We start from the raw sequence: 20,815 nt of genomic DNA, 5'->3' as shown, positions 1-20,815 counted from the left end.
ACCCTCACCCGGTCAGGCCGAGGCGCTCGCCGGAATAGCGGCCCTCGCGGATCGGCCGCCACCAGCCCTCGTTGGCGAGGTACCAGCGCACGGTCTCCTCCAGCGCCCCCTCGAAGCTCTTGGTCGGCGTCCAGCCGAGCTCGGCCTCGGCCTTCCCCGGATCGATGGCGTAGCGCCGGTCGTGGCCCGGGCGGTCGGCGACGAACTGGATCAGGCGCTCGTGCGGGCCCTGCTCCGGGCGCACCCGGTCGAAGATCGCGCACAGCGTCCTCACCACGTCGAGGTTGTTGCGCACGGCGCGCCCGCCCAGCAGGTAGGTCTCGCCGACCCGGCCCCGGGTCAGGGCGGCGACGAGGCCGCGGGCGTGATCCTCGACGTGGATCCAGTCGCGCTCGTTCTGGCCGTCGCCGTAGACCGGAAGATTTTTTCCGTCCAGGGCGTTGAGGATCATCAGCGGGATCAGTTTCTCCGGGAAGTGCCGCGGCCCGTAATTGTTCGAGCAGTTGGTCAGCACCACCGGCAGGCCGTAGGTCTCGTGCCAGGCCCGGGCGAGGTGGTCGGAGGCCGCCTTCGAGGCCGAGTAGGGCGAGCGCGGGTCGTAGCGGCTCTCCTCGGTGAAGAAGGCGCCCGGCGGCAGCGAGCCGTAGACCTCGTCGGTGGAGACGTGGTGGAAGCGGAACGCGCCCTTGGCCTCGCCGGAGAGGCCGTTCCAGTAGCCGCGGGCGGCCTCCAGCATCACCTGGGTGCCGACGACGTTGGTCTGCACGAAGGCGGCCGGGCCGGTGATCGAGCGGTCGACGTGGCTCTCGGCGGCGAGGTGCATCACCGCGTCGGGACGGAAGTCGGCGAACAGCCCCGACACCCGCTCGTGGTCGCAGATGTCGGCTTCCTCGAACCGGTGGCGGTCGTTGCCCTTGAGGGGCATCAGCGAGATCGGGTTGGCGGCGTAGGTGAGGGCGTCGAGGGTGAGCACCTCGTGGCCGAGATCCTGGACGAGGTGCAGGACGAGGGCCGAGCCGATGAAGCCGCAGCCCCCGGTGACGATGATGCGCATGCTGGCAGGACTCCGTGGGCGCCGGTTCAGAACAGGGGCGGCAGGTCGGCGAAGCGGGGCGCGACCTTGTCCTTGTCGGACAGGACCGCCGTCTCGGCGGTGACCGGCCAGTCGATGCCGAGATCGGGGTCGTTCCACCGCACGGCGCCGTCGTGCTCGCGGCTGTAGACCCCGCCCGCGACCTTGTAGGCGACCATCGTGTCGGGTTCGAGGGTGCAGAAGCCGTGGCCGAAGCCGACCGGGATGTAGAGCTGGTGGCCGTTCTCGGGGTCGAGCCGCACGGCGACGTGGCGGCCGTAGGTCGGCGAGTCCCTGCGCAGGTCGACCGCGACGTCGAGGATCGCGCCGGCCAGCACGCGGACGAGCTTGGCCTGGGCGAAGGGATGACGCTGGAAGTGCAGGCCGCGCACGGTGCCGACCGGGGCCGAGAACGACTGGTTGTCCTGAACGAACGCCTCGTCGACCCCGGCCGCCGCCATGAGGTCCGCCCGGAAGGTCTCGGCGAACCAGCCGCGGTCGTCGCCGTGCCGCTTGGGCACGACGAGCTTCAGGCCGGGGATCTCAAGGTCGGTGATCTGCATGCGCGGAGCCTCTCTGGCGCCCCCGGTAGCCCCATCGAAGCGCCCTTGTCCAGTGATGCGACAGGCAAACGCTAGGTCGCCCGCGCGCAAGAAGCACAGCCAAAGGCAAAGCTGATTTTTTGCAACGGTCCCGTATGCGGGCCAGGCAAGATGGAATGGACTATGTCCGGACTGTTCGCCTCGCGAAGCCCGACACAAGCAGGCGAAGGCGGCATGGACCTGCCGTCCCAGCCTCACGAGGCCTTGTCGTCGATCTCGAACATGGCCGAATAGAAGGGGCGGCTCGCCATCTTCATCCAGCCGTCGACGATCGATCCCAGATCGAGGGCGACGCCGCCGTGGCGCTTGATGATGGCCGCGTAATACTTCCCGAAGGTGCCGGCTGCGATCAGGAACACCCGCCCGTGATGCGGCTGCGACAGCGTCGCCACGATGTCCCAGAACACGAACGGAAAGTGGGGCCTCGCCGGCTTCTGCACCTTGCCAGCCAGATGAGGCGCATAGTCCTCGCTCGGCACCTTGATGAGGTCGACGTCCGCCACGCCGAACATCTCCCGGATCTTGGCGTCGAGCCCGTCGAGGCAGGAGATCACCGTAAGGGATGTCACCTCACGCATGATCTCCGCCAGCAGACCAGTGCGGTGCAACTGGAGATGCATGTCCTGATTGCACAACGTGACGTGCCGGACGTTCTCCATGACAGCCCTGTTGATACTCAACAGACAAGGGATCGTACGGTCCGCCGCAATCGAATACTCGTAGTCGATCCACTCCCAGTAGGCCACGCCGAGGATGTCGGCCTCCGTGGCGAAATCGAGCAGCCGGTCAGTGAGGCCGAGATACCCGGTCCAGGTCGGATCGAAGGTCTCGCCGAGCAGGAACGTGATCCAGAACCTGCGGTGGTGGGCGTAGAGATGACGGTACGCGGCTTCGTCGCGGTCGTTGACCCGGATGAAGGTCCCCTCGCCGTCGCCGAGGCGGATCAGAGCGAATCCCCGCCGCTCCCTGATCGCGGCGCGGATCGCCTCGGCGACCTCGCGCACCTCCATCCAGTAGTGGCGCTCGCGGATGGACCGGGTGATGTAGCGGGCGCGATCACGGGGGAACTCGCGCAGGTAGGCGCCGAACTCCCTCATCGCCAGGGATTCGCGGCATTCGAGGTCGGTGGACGACGGCAGCGCGTCGAGGACGGCATCGCCCTCGTCCCAGCAGGCGTTCGCGTAATACATGTGCGCCTGGAACAGGCCGTAGCCGTGATGGCCGGGCGCCAGAGCGGCGGCCTGGGAGGCCCGCTTCAGGGCCTCGTCGAGGCGCCGCTGGAAGCGATGAACGACCGCGAGCTCGTAGAAGGCGGGGGCGAAGGACGGGCTCCGCTCGACCAGCCGCCGGAAGATCTCCTCGGCGACTTCGAGGCCGCCGGTCTCCCAGGCAGCCTCCTTGCAATCGACGCCGGCGGACAGCACGACGAGGTCGTCGAAGTCCCGGAGGTCGAGCGCGCGGCTTCGCTCCCGCGCCGCAGACGCGTCGCGCTTCGTGAGGTTGACAAGGTCTTGCAGGCCGGAACTCGACATCATGCACACTTCCCAGCGACCGCCGTGGCGGTCTCGGCTCCCGGTCGGGACGCCGGCTCCAACGGGGCAGTCCGGACGGGGCGCCGCATGGATCCGACCGCGACCGCCACCGACGACAGCCGCTCATCGCTGCCTTGGTCGCACGGGAGTTCCCTCCCGGTTCGATCGCACGATCTCCCTACGCGGTATCCAGACGCAGTTCAACGGATCCGGCCGAACAGTCAGGGGGCGCCGTTCTGAAGCACTGCGCCCTTGAGGATGAGATTGCCATTGTCATCAATGGCGAACTTGACCTCGCCATTCACTTTGTAGCGGAGCCGGTGCGCTGCTGCGTCGTAGAAGAGGCAGCGGTTACCACCCTCGAAACAGATGTCCTGTCCCGCCTTGAGGACGATCCCATGGCCGTCCACCGCCACGTCGGCCCCCTGGAGATCGATCGCCGCATGGCCGTAGGCGCCCGACAATTCCAGTCCGGTGCGGGACGTGGTGAGATCCCGGATCGTCGCCGTCGCATGCCGTGCCCCACGCCCCGCGGTCTGGCCGAAGCCGAGACCGATCGCGCCCGACGCGTCGTCGGCGATGTCGGCGTCCTTGGCGACGTTGCCGCCCTGCGCCGCCTGAATCCACATGCCGAAGTAGTTGGCGTAGATTCCGGCCGGAGCACCAGTCGACAGCACGAGATGCGCCGTGCTGGTCTTGAGGGTATTGCCGTACAGCCAGAGATTGACACAGAAATGCCTGCCGTCGATCGGGCAGTTTTCCGAGTAGTTCGTCAAATCGCTCTCATATCCGACCACGAAGTTCGTTGGGGCACCGGGTCGCAGCACGGTGTTGGTGGTCATCGCCCAGACGTTGCCGGAACCGGGCATCGAGGTGGCGGTGAAGCCGGCCGCGATCTTGGCATCGCATTGGTCGGCACAGCGATACTCCCAGACGACCGAGCCGTCCGTGATCGCCTTGCCGTCGCCCGAGGGACCACCGCCCTTCGCCGCCGAGGTGCCCCCGCGCGCCGCCCGATAGACGTTTCCATTCGCCTTGGCGAGGGTGCCGGCCGCGTAGGCCTTGCGCAGCGACCAGGGCTCCACCCGGGACGGCGTCGCCAGCATGTCGACGAACAGCGGGTACTCCGCGACGTCGCCGGGAGCCGTGGTGGTCGAGCGGATGTAGACCTGCGACCGCTGCCGGTCGCCGTCGCCCGAAAAGTCCCGGTCGAGCGGTTCGAGGGCATGAGCCTGGAACGGTACGTAGGCGATACCGTTCCAGGTCGTGGCGAACACCCCGCTGGCGGGCATGTTGCGGTACAGCGGCAGGACCTCGCCCGGCCGGTCTGCAGCCTCGGGGCGCCCGATCCGGAGCAGATCCGCTCCGACCTCGCGAGACCCGCCCGAAGGCGGAGTGCCGGGATCGAGGGCGCGCGCCGCGGGCCCCGGCGCCAGAACCGCCCCCAGGGCGAGACAGAGGGCCGTCAGTCGCATCGGATCCTCGCGTCGAGTGGCACCGGCCGTCTGGAGGCGGATGATACGGCTTCTGATACCAATGGCCCAAGATGCTGACGCATCGACTTCGATCTCGGGCAAGCCCGAGATCGACAGGGCTCTTGATCCATCTCGAATTTTCGATGCCAAGCCCAGACGTTCAGGACCTTGGGCTTGACGAAAATCCGAGAACGGAACCAAGGGTCGTTTTCAACGACCGTTGGTATGACTGATCGCTTCGCGATATAGAACCCGGCTTCGCTCATGCGTGTGGAGCCTCCGGCTCCATCGCGCGGACTGGCGATACGAAATCCGGAAGCAATCTTCCGGATTTCGTATCACTCCCCCGCCATCGCCGCCTGGATCGCCTCCAGCGCCGCCTCGGCGGCCGCGCCGTCGGGGCCGCCGGCCTGGGCCATGTCGCGGCGGCCGCCGCCGCCCTTGCCGCCGAGGCGCTCGGAGCCGGCGCGCACCAGCGCGACGGCGTCGAAGCGCCCGGTCAGGTCCTCGGTGACGCCGACCACCAGACCCGCCTTGCCGTCCGGCGCCACGCCCACGATCGCGATCACGCCGGAGCCGAGGCGCTTCTTGCCCTCGTCGGCGAGGCTCTTGAGGTCGCGCATCTCGACGCCCTCGACCGTGCGGGCCATGAGCTTGACCCCGCCGACGTCGCGCACCGGGTCCTCGCCCGCGCCGCCCCCGCCCATGGCGAGCTTGCGGCGGGCCTCGGTCAGTTCGCGCTCCAGGCGGCGGCGGTCCTCGATCAGGGCGGCGAGGCGCTCGGGGGCGTCCGCCGCCGGCACCTTGAGCAGGGCCGCGACCTGGGCGAGGCGGCGGCTCTCCTCGGCGGCGTGGCGGCGCGCGCCCTCGGCGGTCATCGCCTCGATGCGGCGCACCCCGGCCCCGACCGCGCTCTCGCCGAGCACCGCGACGGTGCCGATGTCGCCGGTGCGCGCGACGTGGGTGCCGCCGCACAGCTCCACCGAGAAGGTGCGGGGCCTCTCCCCCGCCTCGGCCTCGCCGAGGCCCATCGAGACGACCCGGACCTCGTCGCCGTACTTCTCGCCGAACAGCGCGCGGGCGCCCGACGCGATGGCGTCGTCGACCGCCATCAGCTTGGTCACCACCGGCCGGTTCTGGAGCAGGACGCGGTTGGCGATCGCCTCGACCGCCGCGACCTCGTCCTCGCTCATCGGCTTGGGATGGCTGAAGTCGAAGCGCAGGCGGTCGGGGGAGACCAGCGAGCCCTTCTGGGCGACGTGGTCGCCGAGCACCTGCCGCAGGGCCTCGTGCAGCAGGTGGGTCGCCGAGTGGTTGGCCCGGATCGCGCCGCGGCGGGCGTGGTCGACCTTCAGCTCGATCGCCTGACCGACCGCGAGCCGGCCCTCCTCCACGCTCACGTGATGGACGAAGACGTCGCCGAGCTTCTTCTCGGTGGCGGTCACCCGGACCTTCAGGCCCGGCCCGGCGACGAGGCCGGTATCGCCGACCTGACCGCCCGACTCGCCGTAGAACGGGGTCTGGGTCGCGACGAGCAGGCCCTCCTGGCCGGCCTCCAGCGCCGCGACCTCGGCGCCGCCCGTCACCAGCGCGGCGACGACGGCCTCGGCCTCCTCGGCCTCGTAGCCGAGGAACTCGGTGGCGCCGACGCGCTCGCGCAGGGCGTACCACAGCGTCTCGGTGGCAGCCTCGCCCGAGCCCGACCACGCCGCCCGGGCGGCGGCGCGCTGGCGCTCCATCGCGGCCTTGAACGTCTCGGTGTCGACGCCGATGCCGCGGGACTTCAGCGCGTCCTGGGTCAGGTCGAGGGGGAAGCCGTAGGTGTCGTAGAGGGTGAAGGCGGTCTCGCCGGAGAGGTTCTGGCCCTCCGACAGGTCGCGGGTCTCGGCGTCGAGGATCGACAGGCCGCGCTCCAGGGTGCGGCGGAACCGGGTCTCCTCCAGTCGCAGGGTCTCGGAGATCAGGCTCTCGGCCCGCACCAGCTCGGGGTAGGCCTGCCCCATCTCGCGCACCAGGGTCGGCACGAGGCGGAACATCATCGGGTCGCGGGCGCCGAGGAGCTGGGCGTGGCGCATGGCACGGCGCATGATCCGGCGCAGCACGTAGCCGCGGCCCTCGTTGCTCGGCAGCACGCCGTCGGCGACGAGGAACGACGCGGCGCGCAGGTGGTCGGCGATGACCCGGTAGGAGGCGGTGGACGCGCCCTCCGGCGCCCGCCCGACCCCGTGCGCCACGGCGTCGATGAGGCTGCGAAAGAGGTCGGTGTCGTAGTTGCTCTTCACGCCCTGGAGGATCGCCGCCATGCGCTCCAGGCCCATGCCGGTGTCGATCGAGGGCCGCGGCAGGCCGACCCGGTTGCCCGGCTCGATCTGCTCGTACTGCATGAACACGAGGTTCCAGAATTCGAGGAAGCGGTCGCCGTCCTCGTCCGGGCTGCCGGGCGGGCCGCCCCACAGCTCCGGCCCCTGGTCGATGAAGATCTCCGAGCACGGCCCGCACGGGCCGGTGTCGCCCATCTGCCAGAAGTTGTCGGAGGTCGGGATGCGGATGATGCGGTCGTCGGAGAAGCCCGCGATCTTGCGCCACAGCGCCGCCGCGTCGTCGTCGTCGGCGTAGACCGTGACCAGCAGCCGCTCGGGCGAGAGCCCGAATTCCCTCGTGACGAGGTTCCAGGCCAGTTCGATCGCGTGCGGCTTGAAGTAGTCGCCGAACGAGAAGTTGCCGAGCATCTCGAAGAAGGTGTGGTGGCGCGCCGTGTACCCGACGTTGTCGAGGTCGTTGTGCTTGCCGCCGGCGCGGACGCATTTCTGCGCCGTGGTGGCGCGCTGATAGGGCCGTTTCTCGACGCCGGTGAAGACGTTCTTGAACTGCACCATGCCGGCATTGGTGAACATCAGGGTCGGGTCGTTGCGCGGCACCAGCGGCGACGACGGCACGATCTCGTGCCCCTGCTTGGCGAAGTAGTCCAGGAAGGTGGACCGGATCTCGTTGACGCCACTCATCGGATAACGACTCTGCGGATCTCGGGGGGCTCGGAAAGCCGGGAGCGCGCAAACAGCCCCAAGCGACGCCCGCTGTCTTAGTCACGCGATACTTCCCTGTCGAGGCAGCAGGGCAATCGGGTGAAACCCGATTGTCGATCCCGCGGGCGCGGTGCGCTCTGCGCCCGAAGAGCGCCCCGCGCAGCGGGTCCGGGAGGACGAATGTCCTCTCGGACGCAGAGCGGAGCGAAAGCCAAAGTCACGGCGACACGACGTGTCGCGCGTGACTGCCGGCGCTTGAGGCCAAGCAACAAACCCAGAGCAATCGGGTTCACCCGATTGCTCTGGTCGAGGCAGGGCTTTCGCGGCCCCCCGCGGCCCCTATCTCCGCCGGCATCGCATCGCCCCGACAGACTCCGCGAGAGACCCCGCATGCCCATCGAGATCAGCCTGCTCGCCATCGCGGTGGTGCTCGGCTTCGTTCACATCATGGCCGCATCGGCCGCCGGGTTGCAGCAGCGCGGCGGCCTCGCCTGGGCGGCGAGCAACCGCGAGGCGCAAGCCGCGCCGATGCAGGGCGCCGCCGGCCGGCTCGAGCGGGCCTCGAAGAACTTCTTCGAGACCTTCCCGCTCTTCGCCGCCCTGGTGCTCGCCGCCGCCGCGACCGGCCGGCTCGACACGACCACGGCGCTCGGCGCCCATCTCTACGTCTGGGCCCGGCTCGCCTACCTGCCGATCTACGGCTTCGGCGTCCCGGCGGTGCGCACGCTGGTCTGGGGCGTGGCGATGGTCGGGATCGGGTTCGTGCTCGCCGGGCTGGTGCTGTGACGACGTAAAGTGATGGTGGATGCAAGTAGCTGATCTTGCTGTTAAATTTCTAGCACGGGATCCCCTCTCCCGAGTGGGAGAGGGGTAGGGGTGAGGGTGGCTCGGGTTCAGGATCAAGCACCAACGGGCGAGCCGCGCAACTCAACCGTTCGGGGTCTTTGCGAAATCGTCTCCACCCTCACCCCTGTCCCCTCTCCCACTCGGGAGAGGGAGACCCGCGCCAAGTCGTAGGCCGCCTGCGACGGGTGCAGAACACGACCGCTTTCCCAGGCGACTGTAGGGTCGGCGAAGGGGATCCGTGGAAAGACGACGGAGCCCGTTTCGGACGCCGATGCCCGAGCCCTCGCCGCACCATCCGGCCCGCTTCCTGCATCCGCGGCCCCGGCCGGACCCTCCCGGCACCTGTCGTGGAGAGCCGATGCCCCGCCGATCCGCCGAAGCCGGACTCCGATGAGCGTCGCCATCCTGGGCGGGGCCGGGTTCGTCGGGCTCAACGTGGCGCAGGCGTTGCTCGCGCGCAAAATTCCGGTGCGGCTCCTCGACCGCGCCGCCCCGCCGCCCGCGGCGTTGCGCGCCCTCGGCGCCGCGCCGGACGCGCTGTCGCTGGTCGTCGGCAGCGTCGCCGATCCGGCGGCGCTGGCGGAGGCGATTCCCCATGGCACCGACGCCGTGGTGCTCGCCGCGGCGATCACGCCCGACGCCGCGCGGGAGGCGGCCGATCCCGCCGGCATCCTGGCGGTCAACCTCGATTCCCTGGTCCCGGTCCTCGCCCGCTGCCGCGCGACGGGCGTGCGCCGGGTGGTCAACCTGTCCTCGGCGGCGGCCTACGGCGCGGCCCCCGCCCCCGTCCTCGCCGAGACGGTGCCGGCGGAGCCCGCGACGCTCTACGCGGTGACGAAATTCGCCTCCGAGCGGGTGCTGGCCCGGCTCGCGGCGTTGTGGGGCCTCGACGGCGTCAGCGTGCGGCTGAGCGCGGTGTTCGGCCCGTTCGAGCGGGCGACCGGCCTGCGCGACACGCTGAGCCCGCAGGCGCAGATCGCCGCCTGCGCCGCGGACGGGCGCCCCGCCCTGCTGCCGCGGGAGGGATGGCGCGACTGGCTCTACGCCCCCGATGCCGGCGAGGCGGTGGCGCGGCTGGTGGCCGCGCCGCGCCTCGCCCACCTGCTCTACAACGTGTCGTCGCCGGAGGTCTGGCCGGTGCTCGCCTGGGGCGAGCGGCTCGCGGCGCTGCGCCCGGGCCTCGTCTGCCGGCTGGCCCGGGACGGCGAGGCGCCGACGATCCGGCTGCACGGCGACGCCGACCGCCCGCCGCTCGCGACCGGGCGGCTCGAATCGGACCTCGGCTGGCGCGCCGCCCACGGGCTCGCCTCCTCGGCCGGACATTACGCGGAGTGGTTGCAACGATGGGGCGGGACGGCGTGAGGCTTCCGGGCAAGGTCGCGGTGGTGACCGGCGGGGGCTCGGGCATCGGCGCCGCCACGGCGCGGCTGTTCGCCCGCGAGGGCGCCCGGGTGGCGCTGGTCGACCGCGACGCGGACGGCGCCGAGGCCTGCGCCGCGGCGATCCGGGCCGAGGGCGGCGCGGCCCTGGTGCGGGTCTCGGATGTCGGCGACCCCGACACCTCGCTCGCCGACGCGGCCTTCGTGGCGGAGGCGTTCGGCGGGATCGACGTCGTGGTGACGGCGGCGGGCTTCTCCTGCGGCGGCACCGTCGAGACCACCGCTCCGGCCGACTGGGACGCGGTGTTCCGGGCCAATGTCGGCGGCACCTGGCTGTGGGCGCGGGCGGCGCTGCCGCATCTGCGGGCCCGGGGCGGCGGCAGCCTCGTCACCGTGGCGTCGCAGCTCGCGCTGGCCGGCGGGCGCGGCAACAGCGCCTACATCGCCGCCAAGGGCGCGATCCTGAGCCTGACCCGCACCATGGCGCTGGACTTCGCCCCCGACCGCATCCGGGTCAACGCCCTGGTGCCGGGGGCGATCGAGACCCCGATGCTGGCGCGCAGCTTCCGGCGCAACCCCGACCCGGACGCGGCGCGCGAGGCGTCGCGGGCGCGCCATCCCCTCGGCCGCCTCGGGCTGGCGGAAGAGGTGGCCCGCGCCGCCCTGTTCCTCGCCGGCGACGAATCCTCCTTCACCACCGGCACGACCCTTGCAGTCGACGGCGGCTGGCTCTCAGCATGATCCCGGACATGACCCTCGACGCCCTCAAGGCCCGCATCCGCGACGACCTCGACCGCACCGCCCATCCCCGTGCGCCCTGGCTGGTGCCGCGCGCCGCGCCCGACGGGCGGCCCGCCCACGACGTGGTGGTGGTCGGCGCCGGCCAGTCCGGCCTCGCCGTCGCCCATGGGCTGATGCGGGCGCAGGTGACCAACATCCTGGTCCTCGACCGGGCGCCGGAGGGACTGGAAGGGCCGTGGCTCACCTACGCGCGGATGCGCACCCTGCGCAGCCCGAAGGACTTCACCGGCCCCGATCTCGGCCTGCCGAGCCTGACCTACCAGTCCTGGCACGAGGCGCGCTACGGCGCCGAGAGCTGGGAGCGCCTCGACCTCATCGCCCGCGAGGACTGGGCGGCCTATCTCGCGTTCGTGCGCGAGGTCACGGGCGTGCCGGTGCGGAACGGTGTGGCGGTGACGGGAATCGCGCCGGCCGGCGGCCTGCTCGCCGTCACGACGGAGGGCGGCGGGACGATCCACGCCCGCAAGGTGGTGCTGGCCACCGGCCAGGAGGGCGCCGGGCGCTGGGCAATTCCCGAGGCCCTGCGCGGCCTGCCGCGCGACCGCTTCGCCCAGGCCGCCGAGCCGATCGACTTTGCCGCTCTGGATGGCCGGCGCGTCGCGGTGATCGGCATCGGCGCCTCGGCCCTCGACAACGCCGCGATGGCGCTGGAGGCCGGCGCCGCCTCGGTCACCGTGCTGTGCCGGCGCGCCGAGCCGCAGGTGATCCAGCCGTATCGCTGGCTCACCTTCGCGGGCTTCCTGCGCCATCTCGGCGACCTCGACGACGCCTGGCGCTGGCGCTTCATGCGGGCGGTGCTGGAGCTGCGCGAGGGGTTTCCGCAGGCGACCTGGGACCGCTGCGCCCGCCATTCCGGCTTCCGCTGCCTGAGCGGCGCGCCGGTGCGGGCGGCGGGGGTCGAGAACGACGCCGTGACCCTCGAGACCCCGGCCGGCCCGGTGACGGCGGATTTCGTCATCGCCGGAACCGGAATCGAGATCGACGTCTCCGCCCGGCCCGAACTCGCGGCCTTCGCCCACAACATCGCCAGTTGGGGCGACCGCTACGCCGCCCCGCCGGGCCAGGAGAACCCGCGCCTCGCCGCCTTCCCGTATCTCGGCGACGACTACGCCTTCACCGAGCGCGAGCGCGGCCTGACGCCGTGGATCCGCGACGTGCACCTGTTCGGCATCGCCTCGACGATGAGCCACGGCGCGTCCGGCTCATCGATCAACGCCATGACCACGGCGGTGCCGCGGCTGGTCTTCGGCCTCACCCGCGGGCTGTTCGGCGACGACGTGGAGCGGCTGTGGGCGGAGTTCTCGGCCTACGACGTGCGGCAGGCGGTGATCGGATGACCGCGCTGCCAAGCTGGAACGCCCCTTGCTTAGGGCTCGCCATGATGCGCAGGAAGGATGCAGCGTGACGCCAACCACCCTCACCCGAGCCCTCGCCGCGGCGGCCGTGGCCGCGACGGTCCTCGGCGGCACCGCCCCGGCCCGCGCCCAGAGCCGGGCCGAGACCCTGCGCTACGTCACCGGTGCGACGGTCAACACCCTCGACCCGACCATGCCGGGCACCACCCGCGAGGCGTTCGCGATCAGCCTGAGCACCTACGACCGCCTCGTCACCTTCGGGCGCAAGCAGCTCGACGGCAACTGGGTGTTCGACCTCGACGCGATCCGCGGCGAGTTGGCCGAGCGCTACGAGGTCAGCGCGGACGGGCTCACCCTCACGTTCTTCCTGCGCAAGAACGCCAAATTCCAGGACGGCACCCCGGTCACCGCCGAGGACGTGAAGTGGTCGCTCGACCGGGCGGTGTCGGCGAAGTCGCTCGCGGCGCCGCAGCTCCTCACCGGCTCGCTGACCAGCCCCGACCAGTTCAAGGTCCTGGACGCGCACACGATCCAGGTCACGCTGCCGAAGCCCGACCGGCTGGCGCTGCCGAACCTCGCCACCGTCTACGCCATCATCATCAATTCCAAGGCCGCCAAGGCGCACGCGACGCCGGAGGATCCCTGGGCGCAAGCTTGGCTGAAGGAGAACGCGGCCGGCAGCGGCGCCTACGCCGTCGACGTGTTCAAGCCCGGCGAGCAGGTGGTGCTGCGGCGCAACCCCGACTGGACCGGCGCCGCCCCCGACAAGCCGGCGGGCTTCAAGCGGGTGATCGCCCAGACCATCCCGGACGCCGCCACCCGCGCCAACCTCGTCGAGAAGGGCGATGCCGACATCGTCATCGACCTCCAGGCCAACGACGCCCAGGCGCTCAAGGAGCGCGGCAAGCTGACGGTGACCGCGACGCCGCAATTCAACGCGGTGACCTTCGTGTCCTTCAACACCCGGATGCCGCCCTTCGACAAGCCGGAGGTGCGCCAGGCCATCGCCGCGGCCCTGCCCTACGACGCGCTGTTCAAGGCCGCCCTGTTCGGCCGCGGCAAGCCGCTGTTCGGCGCCACCTGGGGCGAGGGCGACCCGGCGCCGACCTTCCCGGTGGCGCAGCCGGTGAGCCTCGACCTCGCCAAGGCGAAGAAGCTCCTCGCCGAGGCCGGGCTGCCGGACGGCTTCTCGACCACCTTCAGCTTCAATGTCGGGCAGGCGGCCACCGCCGAGCCGATGGCGGCGCTGATCCGCGAATCGCTGGAGAAGATCGGCATCAAGGTCGAGATCCAGAAGCTGCCCGACGCCCAGATGTCGACGCTCGTCAGCGAGAAGAAGGTGCCGTTCTTCACCGAGGGCATCGTCGCGTGGCTGCCCTCGCCGGACTACTTCTACCGCAACTTCTACACCGGCAACCAGCGCTGGAACTACAGCTCGATCGACGACCCGGAGATCAACCGGATCGCCGGCGAGGCGCGGTTCGAGCGCGATCCGGCGAAGTACGCCGACGCGGCGCGGGCGCTGAATCGGCGGGCGCTGGCGCTGATGCCGCAGATCCCGCTGTGGCAGGCCAACCAGGACGCCGTGATGCTCCCGACCGTCGCGGGCTACACCTACCAGTTCCACCGGCAGGTCGATTACCGCGACCTGTCGCGCAAGTAGCCGGCGGCATGGCCGCGTCCCGTCCGGCATCGTCCCGTCCGGCGTCTCCCTGGGCCGGCATCGCCCGGCGCGCCGGGCGCCGGCTCGCCTCGTCGCTGCCGGCCTTGCTTGGGGTCCTGGTGCTGACCTTCCTGCTGATGCGGGTGCTGCCGGGCGACCCGGCGGTGTTCTTCGCCTCCGGCCCCAACGCCGGCAAGGCCGAGATCGAGGAGGTGCGCCGGCAGATGGGTCTCGACCGGCCGGTGCCGGAGCAGCTCGTGCGCTACCTCGGCGACGTCGCGACCGGCCATCTCGGCCGCTCGATGACCACCGGCCAGCCGGTGCTGACCGACCTGCGGCGGCGCCTGCCGGCCTCGCTCGAACTGACCTTCACCGCGCTCGCCATCGCGCTCGCGCTGGCGATTCCGCTGGGCATCGCGGCGGCGCTGCGGCCGGGCTCCCTGGTCGATCACGGCGTGCGCTTCCTGTGCGCGCTCGGGGTCTGCGTGCCGACCTTCGTCTCGGGGCTGCTGCTGATCTACGTGTTCTACTACCTGCTCGGCCTCGCGCCCGATCCGACCGGGCGCATCGACGTGTTCGCCGCGACCCCGCCGGACATCACCGGGTTCCTCCTCGTCGACTTCGCCCTCGTCGGCGATGGGGAGGGCTGGCGCAACGCCGCCTCGCAGCTCGTGCTGCCGGCGCTGACCATGGCGCTGTTCGTGCTGGCGCCGCTCGCCCGCATCACTCGCGCCTCGATGCTGGCGGTGCTCGGCTCGGACTTCATCCGCACCGCCCGCTCGCTGGGCCTGCCGCCGCGCCGGGTGGTCGTCACCTATGCCCTGCGCAACGCGATCCTGCCGGTGCTGACCATCGCGGGCATCGTGTTCTCGACCATGCTCGGCGCCAACGTGCTGGTCGAGAAGGTGTTTTCCTGGCCCGGGGTTGCCTCCTACGCCCTCGACGCGCTGCTCGCCTCGGACTACGCGCCGGTCCAGGGTTTCGTCCTGCTGATGGCGAGCCTGTTCGTGCTCGTGAACCTGACGGTCGACGTGCTCTACGGCCTCGCCGATCCGCGCATCTCGGTCGAGTGAGGCGCCGATGACCACGCTCGCCGCCGGCGCCACCCTGCGCCACGCCGCCTGGATCCTGCGCGGCAACCCGCTCACCGCCGTCGCGGCGGCGGGGGCGCTGATCCTGTGCCTCGTCGCCGCGTTCAGCCCGTGGCTGGTGCCCTACGATCCGGTCGCCTCGGACGTGAGCGTCGCGCTCCAGCCGCCGAGCGCGGCGCACTGGGCCGGCACCGACCAGCTCGGCCGCGACCTGCTCAGCCGGATCGTCGCGGCGACGCGGCTCGACCTCGCCATCGCGCTCTCGGCGGTGCTCTTGTCCTTCGCGGTCGGGGCGGTGATCGGCGCGGTCTGCGGCTATGCCGGCGGCCGGCTCGACCGGGTGGTCGGGCGGGTCGTGGACGTGCTGATGGCGTTTCCGCTCTTCGTCCTCGCCATGGCGCTGGTGGCGGCGCTCGGCAACCGGGTCGAGAACATCGTCGTCGCCACCGCCATCATCAATCTGCCGTTCTACGTCCGCTTCGCCCGGGCCGAGGTCAACGTGCGGCGCGAGGCCGGCTACGTCGAGGCGGCGCGGGCCGGCGGCGAGGGCCACCTCGCGGTGGTGCTGAAGTTCCTGCTGCCCAACGTGCTGCCGGCGATGGCGGTGCAGATCTCGCTCAACCTCGGCTGGGCGATCCTCAACGCCGCCGGCCTGTCGTTCATCGGGCTCGGCGTGCGCCCGCCGACGCCGGAATGGGGCATCCTGGTCGCCGAGGGCGCCCGCTTCATCACTACGGGCAAATGGTGGCTCGTCGCCTTCCCGGGCCTCGCCCTGATGCTCGCCGTGTTGTGCTTCAACCTGCTCGGCGACGGCCTGCGCGACATCCTCGACCCGCGGATGCGGACATGATCCACGCCTCCCCTCCGGCGCCGCCGCTGCTGTCGATCGAGGATCTGCGCGTCGCCTTCGCGACCCGCGCCGGCACCGTCGAGGCCCTGCGCGGCGTCTCGCTCGCGGTGGCGCCGGGCGAGAGCCTCGGCCTCGTCGGCGAATCCGGCTCCGGCAAGTCGGTCACCGCCTTCGCGGCGGCCCGCCTGCTCGACCGGGCCGGGCGCATCACCGGCGGACGCATCCGCTTCCGCGGCCAGGACGTGACCCGGCTCTCCGCCGCCGACCTGCGCGATGCGCAAGGATCGGCGCAAGGCTCGGCGATCGGGATGATCTTCCAGAATCCCCGCGCGGCGCTCAACCCGATCCGCCCGGTCGGGCTCCAGCTCGCCGACGTGCTGCGGGCGAACGGACATTCGCGGGCCGCGGCGCGCGACAAGGCGCTGGCGGCGCTCGAGGCGGTGCGGATCCGCGACGCCGCCCGGCGCCTCGACGCCTACCCGCACGAACTCTCCGGCGGGATGTGCCAGCGGGTGATGATCGCGCTGGCGCTCGCCGCCGAGCCGGCCCTGCTGATCGCCGACGAGCCGACGACCGGCCTCGACGTCACCACCCAGAAGACCGTGATGGACCTCGTCGCCCGGCTCACCGCCGAGCGCGGCATGGCGCTGATCCTCATCACCCACGATCTCGGGCTGGCGGCGCAGTATTGCAGCCGCATCGCCGTGATGGAGGCCGGGCGCCTCGTCGAGGAGGGCGCGCCCGGCGCGCTGTTCTCCTCGCCCCGCCACCCCTACACCGCCCGCCTCGTCGCCGCCTCGCCGACCCCGACCTCGACGCTCGCCGATCTCACCCCCGGGGCGCCCCCTCCCCCGGCGCCGGCGCGCCCGAATCCGCCCGCCGGCACCCCGGCGCTGCTGGAGGTGCAGGGCATCGGCAAGCGCTACGGCGACGCCGCGGCGGTCGAGGACGTGTCGTTCGCGATGCGGGAAGGCGAGAGCCTCGGCCTCGTCGGCGAATCGGGCTCGGGCAAGAGCACCCTGTCGCGGCTGATCTGCCGGCTGATCGACCCGAGCGCCGGCGAGATCCTGTTCGAGGGCGGATCGATCGGCGCCATCCCGGCCCGCGACTTCCACCGCTCGCCCCTGCGGCGGGCGATCCAGATCGTGTTCCAGGACCCGGACGGCAGCCTCAACCCGCGCTTCTCGGCCTTCGACAGCATCGCCCACCCGGTGCGGCGTCTCACGGAACTGCGCGGCGAGGCGTTGCGGCGGCGGGTGATCGAGAGCGCCGGCCGGGCCGGGCTCGGCGCAGACCTGCTCGGGCGCTTTCCCCACCAGCTCTCCGGCGGGCAGAAGGCCCGGGTCGGCATCGCCCGGGCGGTCGCGGTGCGCCCGCGGCTGCTCGTCCTCGACGAGCCGACCGCCGCCCTCGACGTCTCGGTCCAGGCCGGCGTGCTGCGCCTGCTCGACGACCTGCGCCGCGAGGACGGCCTCGCGTTCCTGTTCGTGAGCCACGACCTCAACGTGGTGCGGATGATGTGCGAGCGCACCGTCGTGCTCCAGGCCGGCCGCGTGGTCGAGGCGGGCGACAGCCGCGACCTGTTCCAGGCGCCGCGCACCGCCTACACGCGGGAGTTGCTGGCCGCGATCCCGCACTTCCGGCCCGGAGCCGCCCGTGAACCGGCCGAGCCGGTGGCCTGATGTTTTCCGTTTCGCGTAACCCGAGGACATCCCCATGCGCGTGATCCGCACCGCCGCCGCCCAGCTCGGGCCGATCCAGAAGGCCGAGGACCGCGACAGCGTCGTCGCCCGGATGATCGCCCTGATGGACGAGGCCAAGCGGCAGGACGCCGACTTCATCGTCTATCCCGAGCTCGCCCTGACCACGTTCTTCCCGCGCTGGTACCACGAGGACCGGGCCGAGGCGGACCGCTGGTTCGAGCGCGAGATGCCGGGGCCGGCCACGGCGCCGCTCTTCGCCCGCGCCCGCGAGCATGGCATGGCGCTGTCGTTCGGCTATGCCGAACTCACGCCGGAGGGCCGGCACTTCAACACCTCGATCCTGGTCGACCGCGAGGGGCGGATCGTCGGCAAGTACCGCAAGACCCACCTGCCCGGCCACGCCGAGTACGATCCCGAGCGCACCCACCAGCACCTCGAGAAGCGCTATTTCGAGCCCGGCGACACCGGCTTCCCGGTCTGGCGGATGCTCGGCGGCCTGCTGGGCATGTGCATCTGCAACGACCGGCGCTGGCCCGAGACCTACCGGGTGATGGGGCTCCAGGGCGTCGAGATGGTGGTGCTCGGCTTCAACACGCCCTCGGTGAACGCGCAGCGCAACGGCGAGGGCCTGGAGCAGCGGCTCTTCCACCACCGCCTCTCGGTCCAGGCCGGCGCCTACCAGAACGCGACCTGGGTGGTGGCGGTGGCCAAGGCCGGCAACGAGGACGGCCACCCCCTCACCGGCGGCACGCTGATCGTCGACCCGAACGGATTCATCGTCGCCGAACTGCCGGGCGAGGCGGACGGCGTGATCGTGCATCCCTGCGACCTCGACGAGACCCGGTTCGGCAAGGAGACGATCTTCGACTTCGCCCGCCACCGCCGGATCGAGCATTACGGCCGCATCACCGCCCAGACCGGCGTGATCCTGCCGGAGTGAGCGGGCTGGTGGCCGGCGTCGCTGTCCGTGTACAGAAAGAGTCGCGTCTCCCCTCTCCCGAGTGGGAGAGGGGCCGGGGGTGAGGGTGGCTCGGCTTCAGAACAATACACCCAGCGTTGAACTGCAAAGCTCAACTTTCGGTGCTCTATTCTGCACCCGAGCCACCCTCACCCCTACCCCTCTCCCACTCGGGAGAGGGGATTCCGCGCTTGACTTTACAAGAAATTTTCCTCGGATGCCACTGCGCAAGCGGGGCGAGGAGACCGCGCACGAACCCCGGCGATCATCCTCACCCCACAGCGACCATGCCGAGCGCCATCGCGACCGCCGCCTGGGTCGGGTCGATCACCGGGAGGCCGAGCTCCGCCTCCAGCGGTCCCCGGTGGGCCGCCATGCCGGCGCAGCCCATCACGATCGCCCCGGCCCCGTCGCGGTCGCGCAGCTCGCGCCCGACCGCGATCATCCGGGCGAGGGTGTCGCCGCCGCTCGCGGTCTCGGCCACCGACATCTCCAGCGCCCGCTCGCCGGCGCAGCGCCCGATCACGCCCATCCCGCGCAGGGCGCGCTGGTGGCGCGGGATCGAGCGCCGGCTGATCGCGATGACGCCGAAGCGGTCGGCCCGGGCGAGCGCGGTCAGCACCCCGCATTCGGCGATGCCGAGGACCGGCCGGTCGGTCGCCTCGCGGCAGGCGTGCAGGCCGGGATCGGAGTAGCAGGCGATGACGGTGGCCGCCGCCTGCTCGCGCAACACGAGGTCGCGCAGGGGCAGCGCCACCCGCTCGACATCGGCCTGGCTCTCGATGCCGAACGGCCCCTCGGCGAGGGTCCGGCAGTCGATGGCCGGACCGCCCGGCCGCGCCAGGGGCGCCAGCGCCGCCGCCAGCCCGCGGGTGACCGCGTCGTTGGAATTGGGATTGATGACGAGGATGCGTTGGGGTGCCGGCATGGGGTCTCTCCCGGGTCGTCCGGCCACCCTGCAAGTTCCGGACGAGGAAGCGAACCATGACCGACCCCGCCTTCGACACCGTGATCCGCGGCGGCACCGTCGCCACCGCCACCGACGTGTTCCGCGCCGACCTCGGCATCGCCGGCGGCAAAGTCGCGGCGCTCGGCCTCGACCTGCCGCCGGGGCGCCGGGAGATCGACGCGACCGGCCGGCTGGTGCTCCCGGGCGGCGTCGACAGCCACGCCCATATCGAGCAGCTCTCGGCCAACGGGCTGATGAACGCCGACACCTGGGAGAGCGCCACCCGCTCGGCGGCGCTCGGCGGCACCACCAGCGTCATCGCCTTCGCGGCCCAGCATGTCGGCATGGACCTCGCGCAGGTCGTGGCCGACTACCAGGGGCTGGCCGAACGCGGCTCGCTGATCGACTACGCCTTCCACCTCATCATCGCGGACGCGACCGAGAAGGCGGTGCGGGAGGACATCCCGGCTTTGGTGCGGGCCGGGCACACCTCGCTCAAGGCGTTCATGACCTACGACCGGCTGCAACTCGGCGACGAGGCGCTGCTCGAGGTGATGGCGGCGGCCAAGGAGGCGGGCGCCCTGGTCTGCGTCCACGCCGAGAACCACGGCCTGATCGCCTTCGCGAGCCGCCGCCTGCTGGCGGAGGGCAGGACCACCCCGAAGTATCACGCCGCGAGCCATCCGCGCCTGTCGGAGAGCGAGGCGTTCGAGCGGGTGGTGCGGTTCTCGCAGTATCTCGACCAGCCCGTGATGGTGTTCCACGTCTCGACCCGGGAGGGCGCCGCGATCCTGCGCCGGGCCCGCGGCGAGGGGATCCCGATCCTCGCCGAGACCTGCCCGCAATACCTGTTCCTCACTGAGGCCGACCTCGACCGGCCGGGCCTGGAGGGCGCCAAGTGGATGTGCTCGCCGCCCCTGCGCGAGGCGGGCGACCAGGAGGCGCTGTGGCGGGCGCTCGATCTCGGCGACCTCCAGACCGTCTCGTCGGATCACGCGCCCTACCGCTACGACGAGACCGGCAAGCTCAAGGCCGGCCCGGGCGCGACCTTCAAGCAGATCGCCAACGGCATGCCGGGGCTGCAGATGCGGCTGCCGCTCCTGTTCGACGCGATGGTGTCGGGCGGGCGGCTCGGCCTGAGGAAGTTCGTCGAGCTGACCGCGACGGCGCCGGCCCGGATCTACGGCCTTGCGGGCAAGGGCAGCGTCGCGGTCGGGGCCGATGCCGACCTCTGCCTGTGGGACCCGGAGCGGCGGGTGACGCTCGCCGACGCGATGGTCGCCGACCGGACCGGGTTCACGCCCTATGCCGGCCGCACCGTGACCGGCTGGCCCGAGACGGTGCTGCGGCGCGGCGAGGTGATCGTGGCCGAGGGCGAGGTGCGGGCGACGCCCGGCACCGGGCGCCGCATCGCGCGCGGATGAGGCGCAAGCCTTGCAGAGGACGCCGCCGCGGAGCAGGGTCCCGCCGGGTTCGCGGGACGCCGCCGCACGAACCCGTTCCGTCCGTTTCACAA

General features: G+C 71.5%; 16 protein-coding genes. 10 read left to right on the top strand and 6 right to left on the bottom strand.

The window, feature by feature from the left end:
* Positions 1-4: 4 nt before the first annotated feature.
* The 5 genes from rfbB to alaS form a co-directional block, all read right to left on the bottom strand.
* A complete protein-coding gene (gene rfbB, locus EOE48_RS25625; protein ID WP_127733716.1) occupies positions 5-1,054 on the bottom strand; it encodes a dTDP-glucose 4,6-dehydratase in 1,050 nt (349 codons plus the stop codon).
* Between the two features lie 26 nt (positions 1,055-1,080).
* Positions 1,081-1,635, bottom strand: coding sequence for a dTDP-4-dehydrorhamnose 3,5-epimerase (gene rfbC, locus EOE48_RS25620; protein WP_127733715.1), 555 nt, complete (start codon positions 1,633-1,635; stop codon positions 1,081-1,083).
* Between the two features lie 233 nt (positions 1,636-1,868).
* Positions 1,869-3,209 (bottom strand): tetratricopeptide repeat protein, encoded by a 1,341-nt coding sequence (locus EOE48_RS25615; RefSeq protein ID WP_127733714.1) that lies wholly within the window; start codon positions 3,207-3,209, stop codon positions 1,869-1,871.
* Between the two features lie 218 nt (positions 3,210-3,427).
* The gene (locus EOE48_RS25610) at positions 3,428-4,681 is read right to left on the bottom strand and encodes a hypothetical protein (RefSeq protein WP_127733713.1); all 1,254 of its coding nucleotides are present in this window, start codon (positions 4,679-4,681) and stop codon (positions 3,428-3,430) included.
* 338 nt (positions 4,682-5,019) lie between these two features.
* Entirely contained in the window at positions 5,020-7,683 is a 2,664-nt protein-coding gene (gene alaS / locus EOE48_RS25605) for an alanine--tRNA ligase (RefSeq protein WP_127733712.1), read from the bottom strand.
* Positions 7,684-8,094: 411 nt separating this feature from the next.
* Here alaS and EOE48_RS25600 point away from each other — a divergent pair, with 411 nt between their 5' ends.
* The 9 genes from EOE48_RS25600 (at position 8,095) to EOE48_RS25560 (ending at position 18,332) form a co-directional block, all read left to right on the top strand.
* On the top strand, positions 8,095-8,490 hold the full coding sequence (locus tag EOE48_RS25600; RefSeq protein ID WP_127733711.1) for an MAPEG family protein: 396 nt from the start codon (positions 8,095-8,097) through the stop codon (positions 8,488-8,490).
* A 450-nt stretch (positions 8,491-8,940) separates the two neighbouring features.
* Positions 8,941-9,912, top strand: coding sequence for an NAD-dependent epimerase/dehydratase family protein (locus EOE48_RS25595; protein ID WP_127733710.1), 972 nt, complete (start codon positions 8,941-8,943; stop codon positions 9,910-9,912).
* On the top strand, positions 9,909-10,670 hold the full coding sequence (locus EOE48_RS25590) for an SDR family oxidoreductase (protein ID WP_127733709.1): 762 nt from the start codon (positions 9,909-9,911) through the stop codon (positions 10,668-10,670). The genes EOE48_RS25595 and EOE48_RS25590 overlap by 4 nt, the downstream gene beginning before the upstream one ends.
* Positions 10,671-10,678: 8 nt before the next feature.
* A complete protein-coding gene (locus EOE48_RS25585) occupies positions 10,679-12,067 on the top strand; it encodes an NAD(P)-binding domain-containing protein (protein ID WP_127733708.1) in 1,389 nt (462 codons plus the stop codon).
* A gap of 106 nt (positions 12,068-12,173) precedes the next feature.
* Positions 12,174-13,748 carry an ABC transporter substrate-binding protein gene (locus tag EOE48_RS25580; RefSeq protein ID WP_246154876.1) on the top strand — a complete coding sequence of 525 codons (1,575 nt, stop codon included), beginning with the start codon at positions 12,174-12,176 and terminating at the stop codon, positions 13,746-13,748.
* 8 nt (positions 13,749-13,756) lie between these two features.
* The gene (locus EOE48_RS25575) at positions 13,757-14,821 is read left to right on the top strand and encodes an ABC transporter permease (RefSeq protein WP_127733707.1); all 1,065 of its coding nucleotides are present in this window, start codon (positions 13,757-13,759) and stop codon (positions 14,819-14,821) included.
* A 7-nt stretch (positions 14,822-14,828) separates the two neighbouring features.
* Positions 14,829-15,689, top strand: coding sequence for an ABC transporter permease (locus EOE48_RS25570; RefSeq protein ID WP_127733706.1), 861 nt, complete (start codon positions 14,829-14,831; stop codon positions 15,687-15,689).
* Positions 15,686-17,371 carry a nickel ABC transporter ATP-binding protein NikE gene (gene nikE / locus EOE48_RS25565; protein ID WP_127733705.1) on the top strand — a complete coding sequence of 562 codons (1,686 nt, stop codon included), beginning with the start codon at positions 15,686-15,688 and terminating at the stop codon, positions 17,369-17,371. The genes EOE48_RS25570 and nikE overlap by 4 nt, the downstream gene beginning before the upstream one ends.
* Positions 17,372-17,405: 34 nt before the next feature.
* Positions 17,406-18,332 (top strand): N-carbamoyl-D-amino-acid hydrolase, encoded by a 927-nt coding sequence (locus EOE48_RS25560; protein ID WP_127733704.1) that lies wholly within the window; start codon positions 17,406-17,408, stop codon positions 18,330-18,332.
* A gap of 289 nt (positions 18,333-18,621) precedes the next feature.
* Here EOE48_RS25560 and EOE48_RS25555 read toward each other — a convergent pair whose 3' ends face one another.
* The gene (locus EOE48_RS25555; RefSeq protein WP_127733703.1) at positions 18,622-19,278 is read right to left on the bottom strand and encodes an aspartate/glutamate racemase family protein; all 657 of its coding nucleotides are present in this window, start codon (positions 19,276-19,278) and stop codon (positions 18,622-18,624) included.
* A 56-nt stretch (positions 19,279-19,334) separates the two neighbouring features.
* Here EOE48_RS25555 and hydA point away from each other — a divergent pair, with 56 nt between their 5' ends.
* On the top strand, positions 19,335-20,723 hold the full coding sequence (hydA, locus tag EOE48_RS25550) for a dihydropyrimidinase (protein WP_127733702.1): 1,389 nt from the start codon (positions 19,335-19,337) through the stop codon (positions 20,721-20,723).
* The last annotated feature ends 92 nt before the right edge of the window (positions 20,724-20,815 follow it).

The organism is Methylobacterium oryzihabitans (genome assembly GCF_004004555.2).
Classification (GTDB): domain Bacteria; phylum Pseudomonadota; class Alphaproteobacteria; order Rhizobiales; family Beijerinckiaceae; genus Methylobacterium; species Methylobacterium oryzihabitans.
The sequence above is the reverse complement of the archived record's forward strand: the minus strand, read 5'-3'. Positions and strand labels throughout refer to the sequence as shown.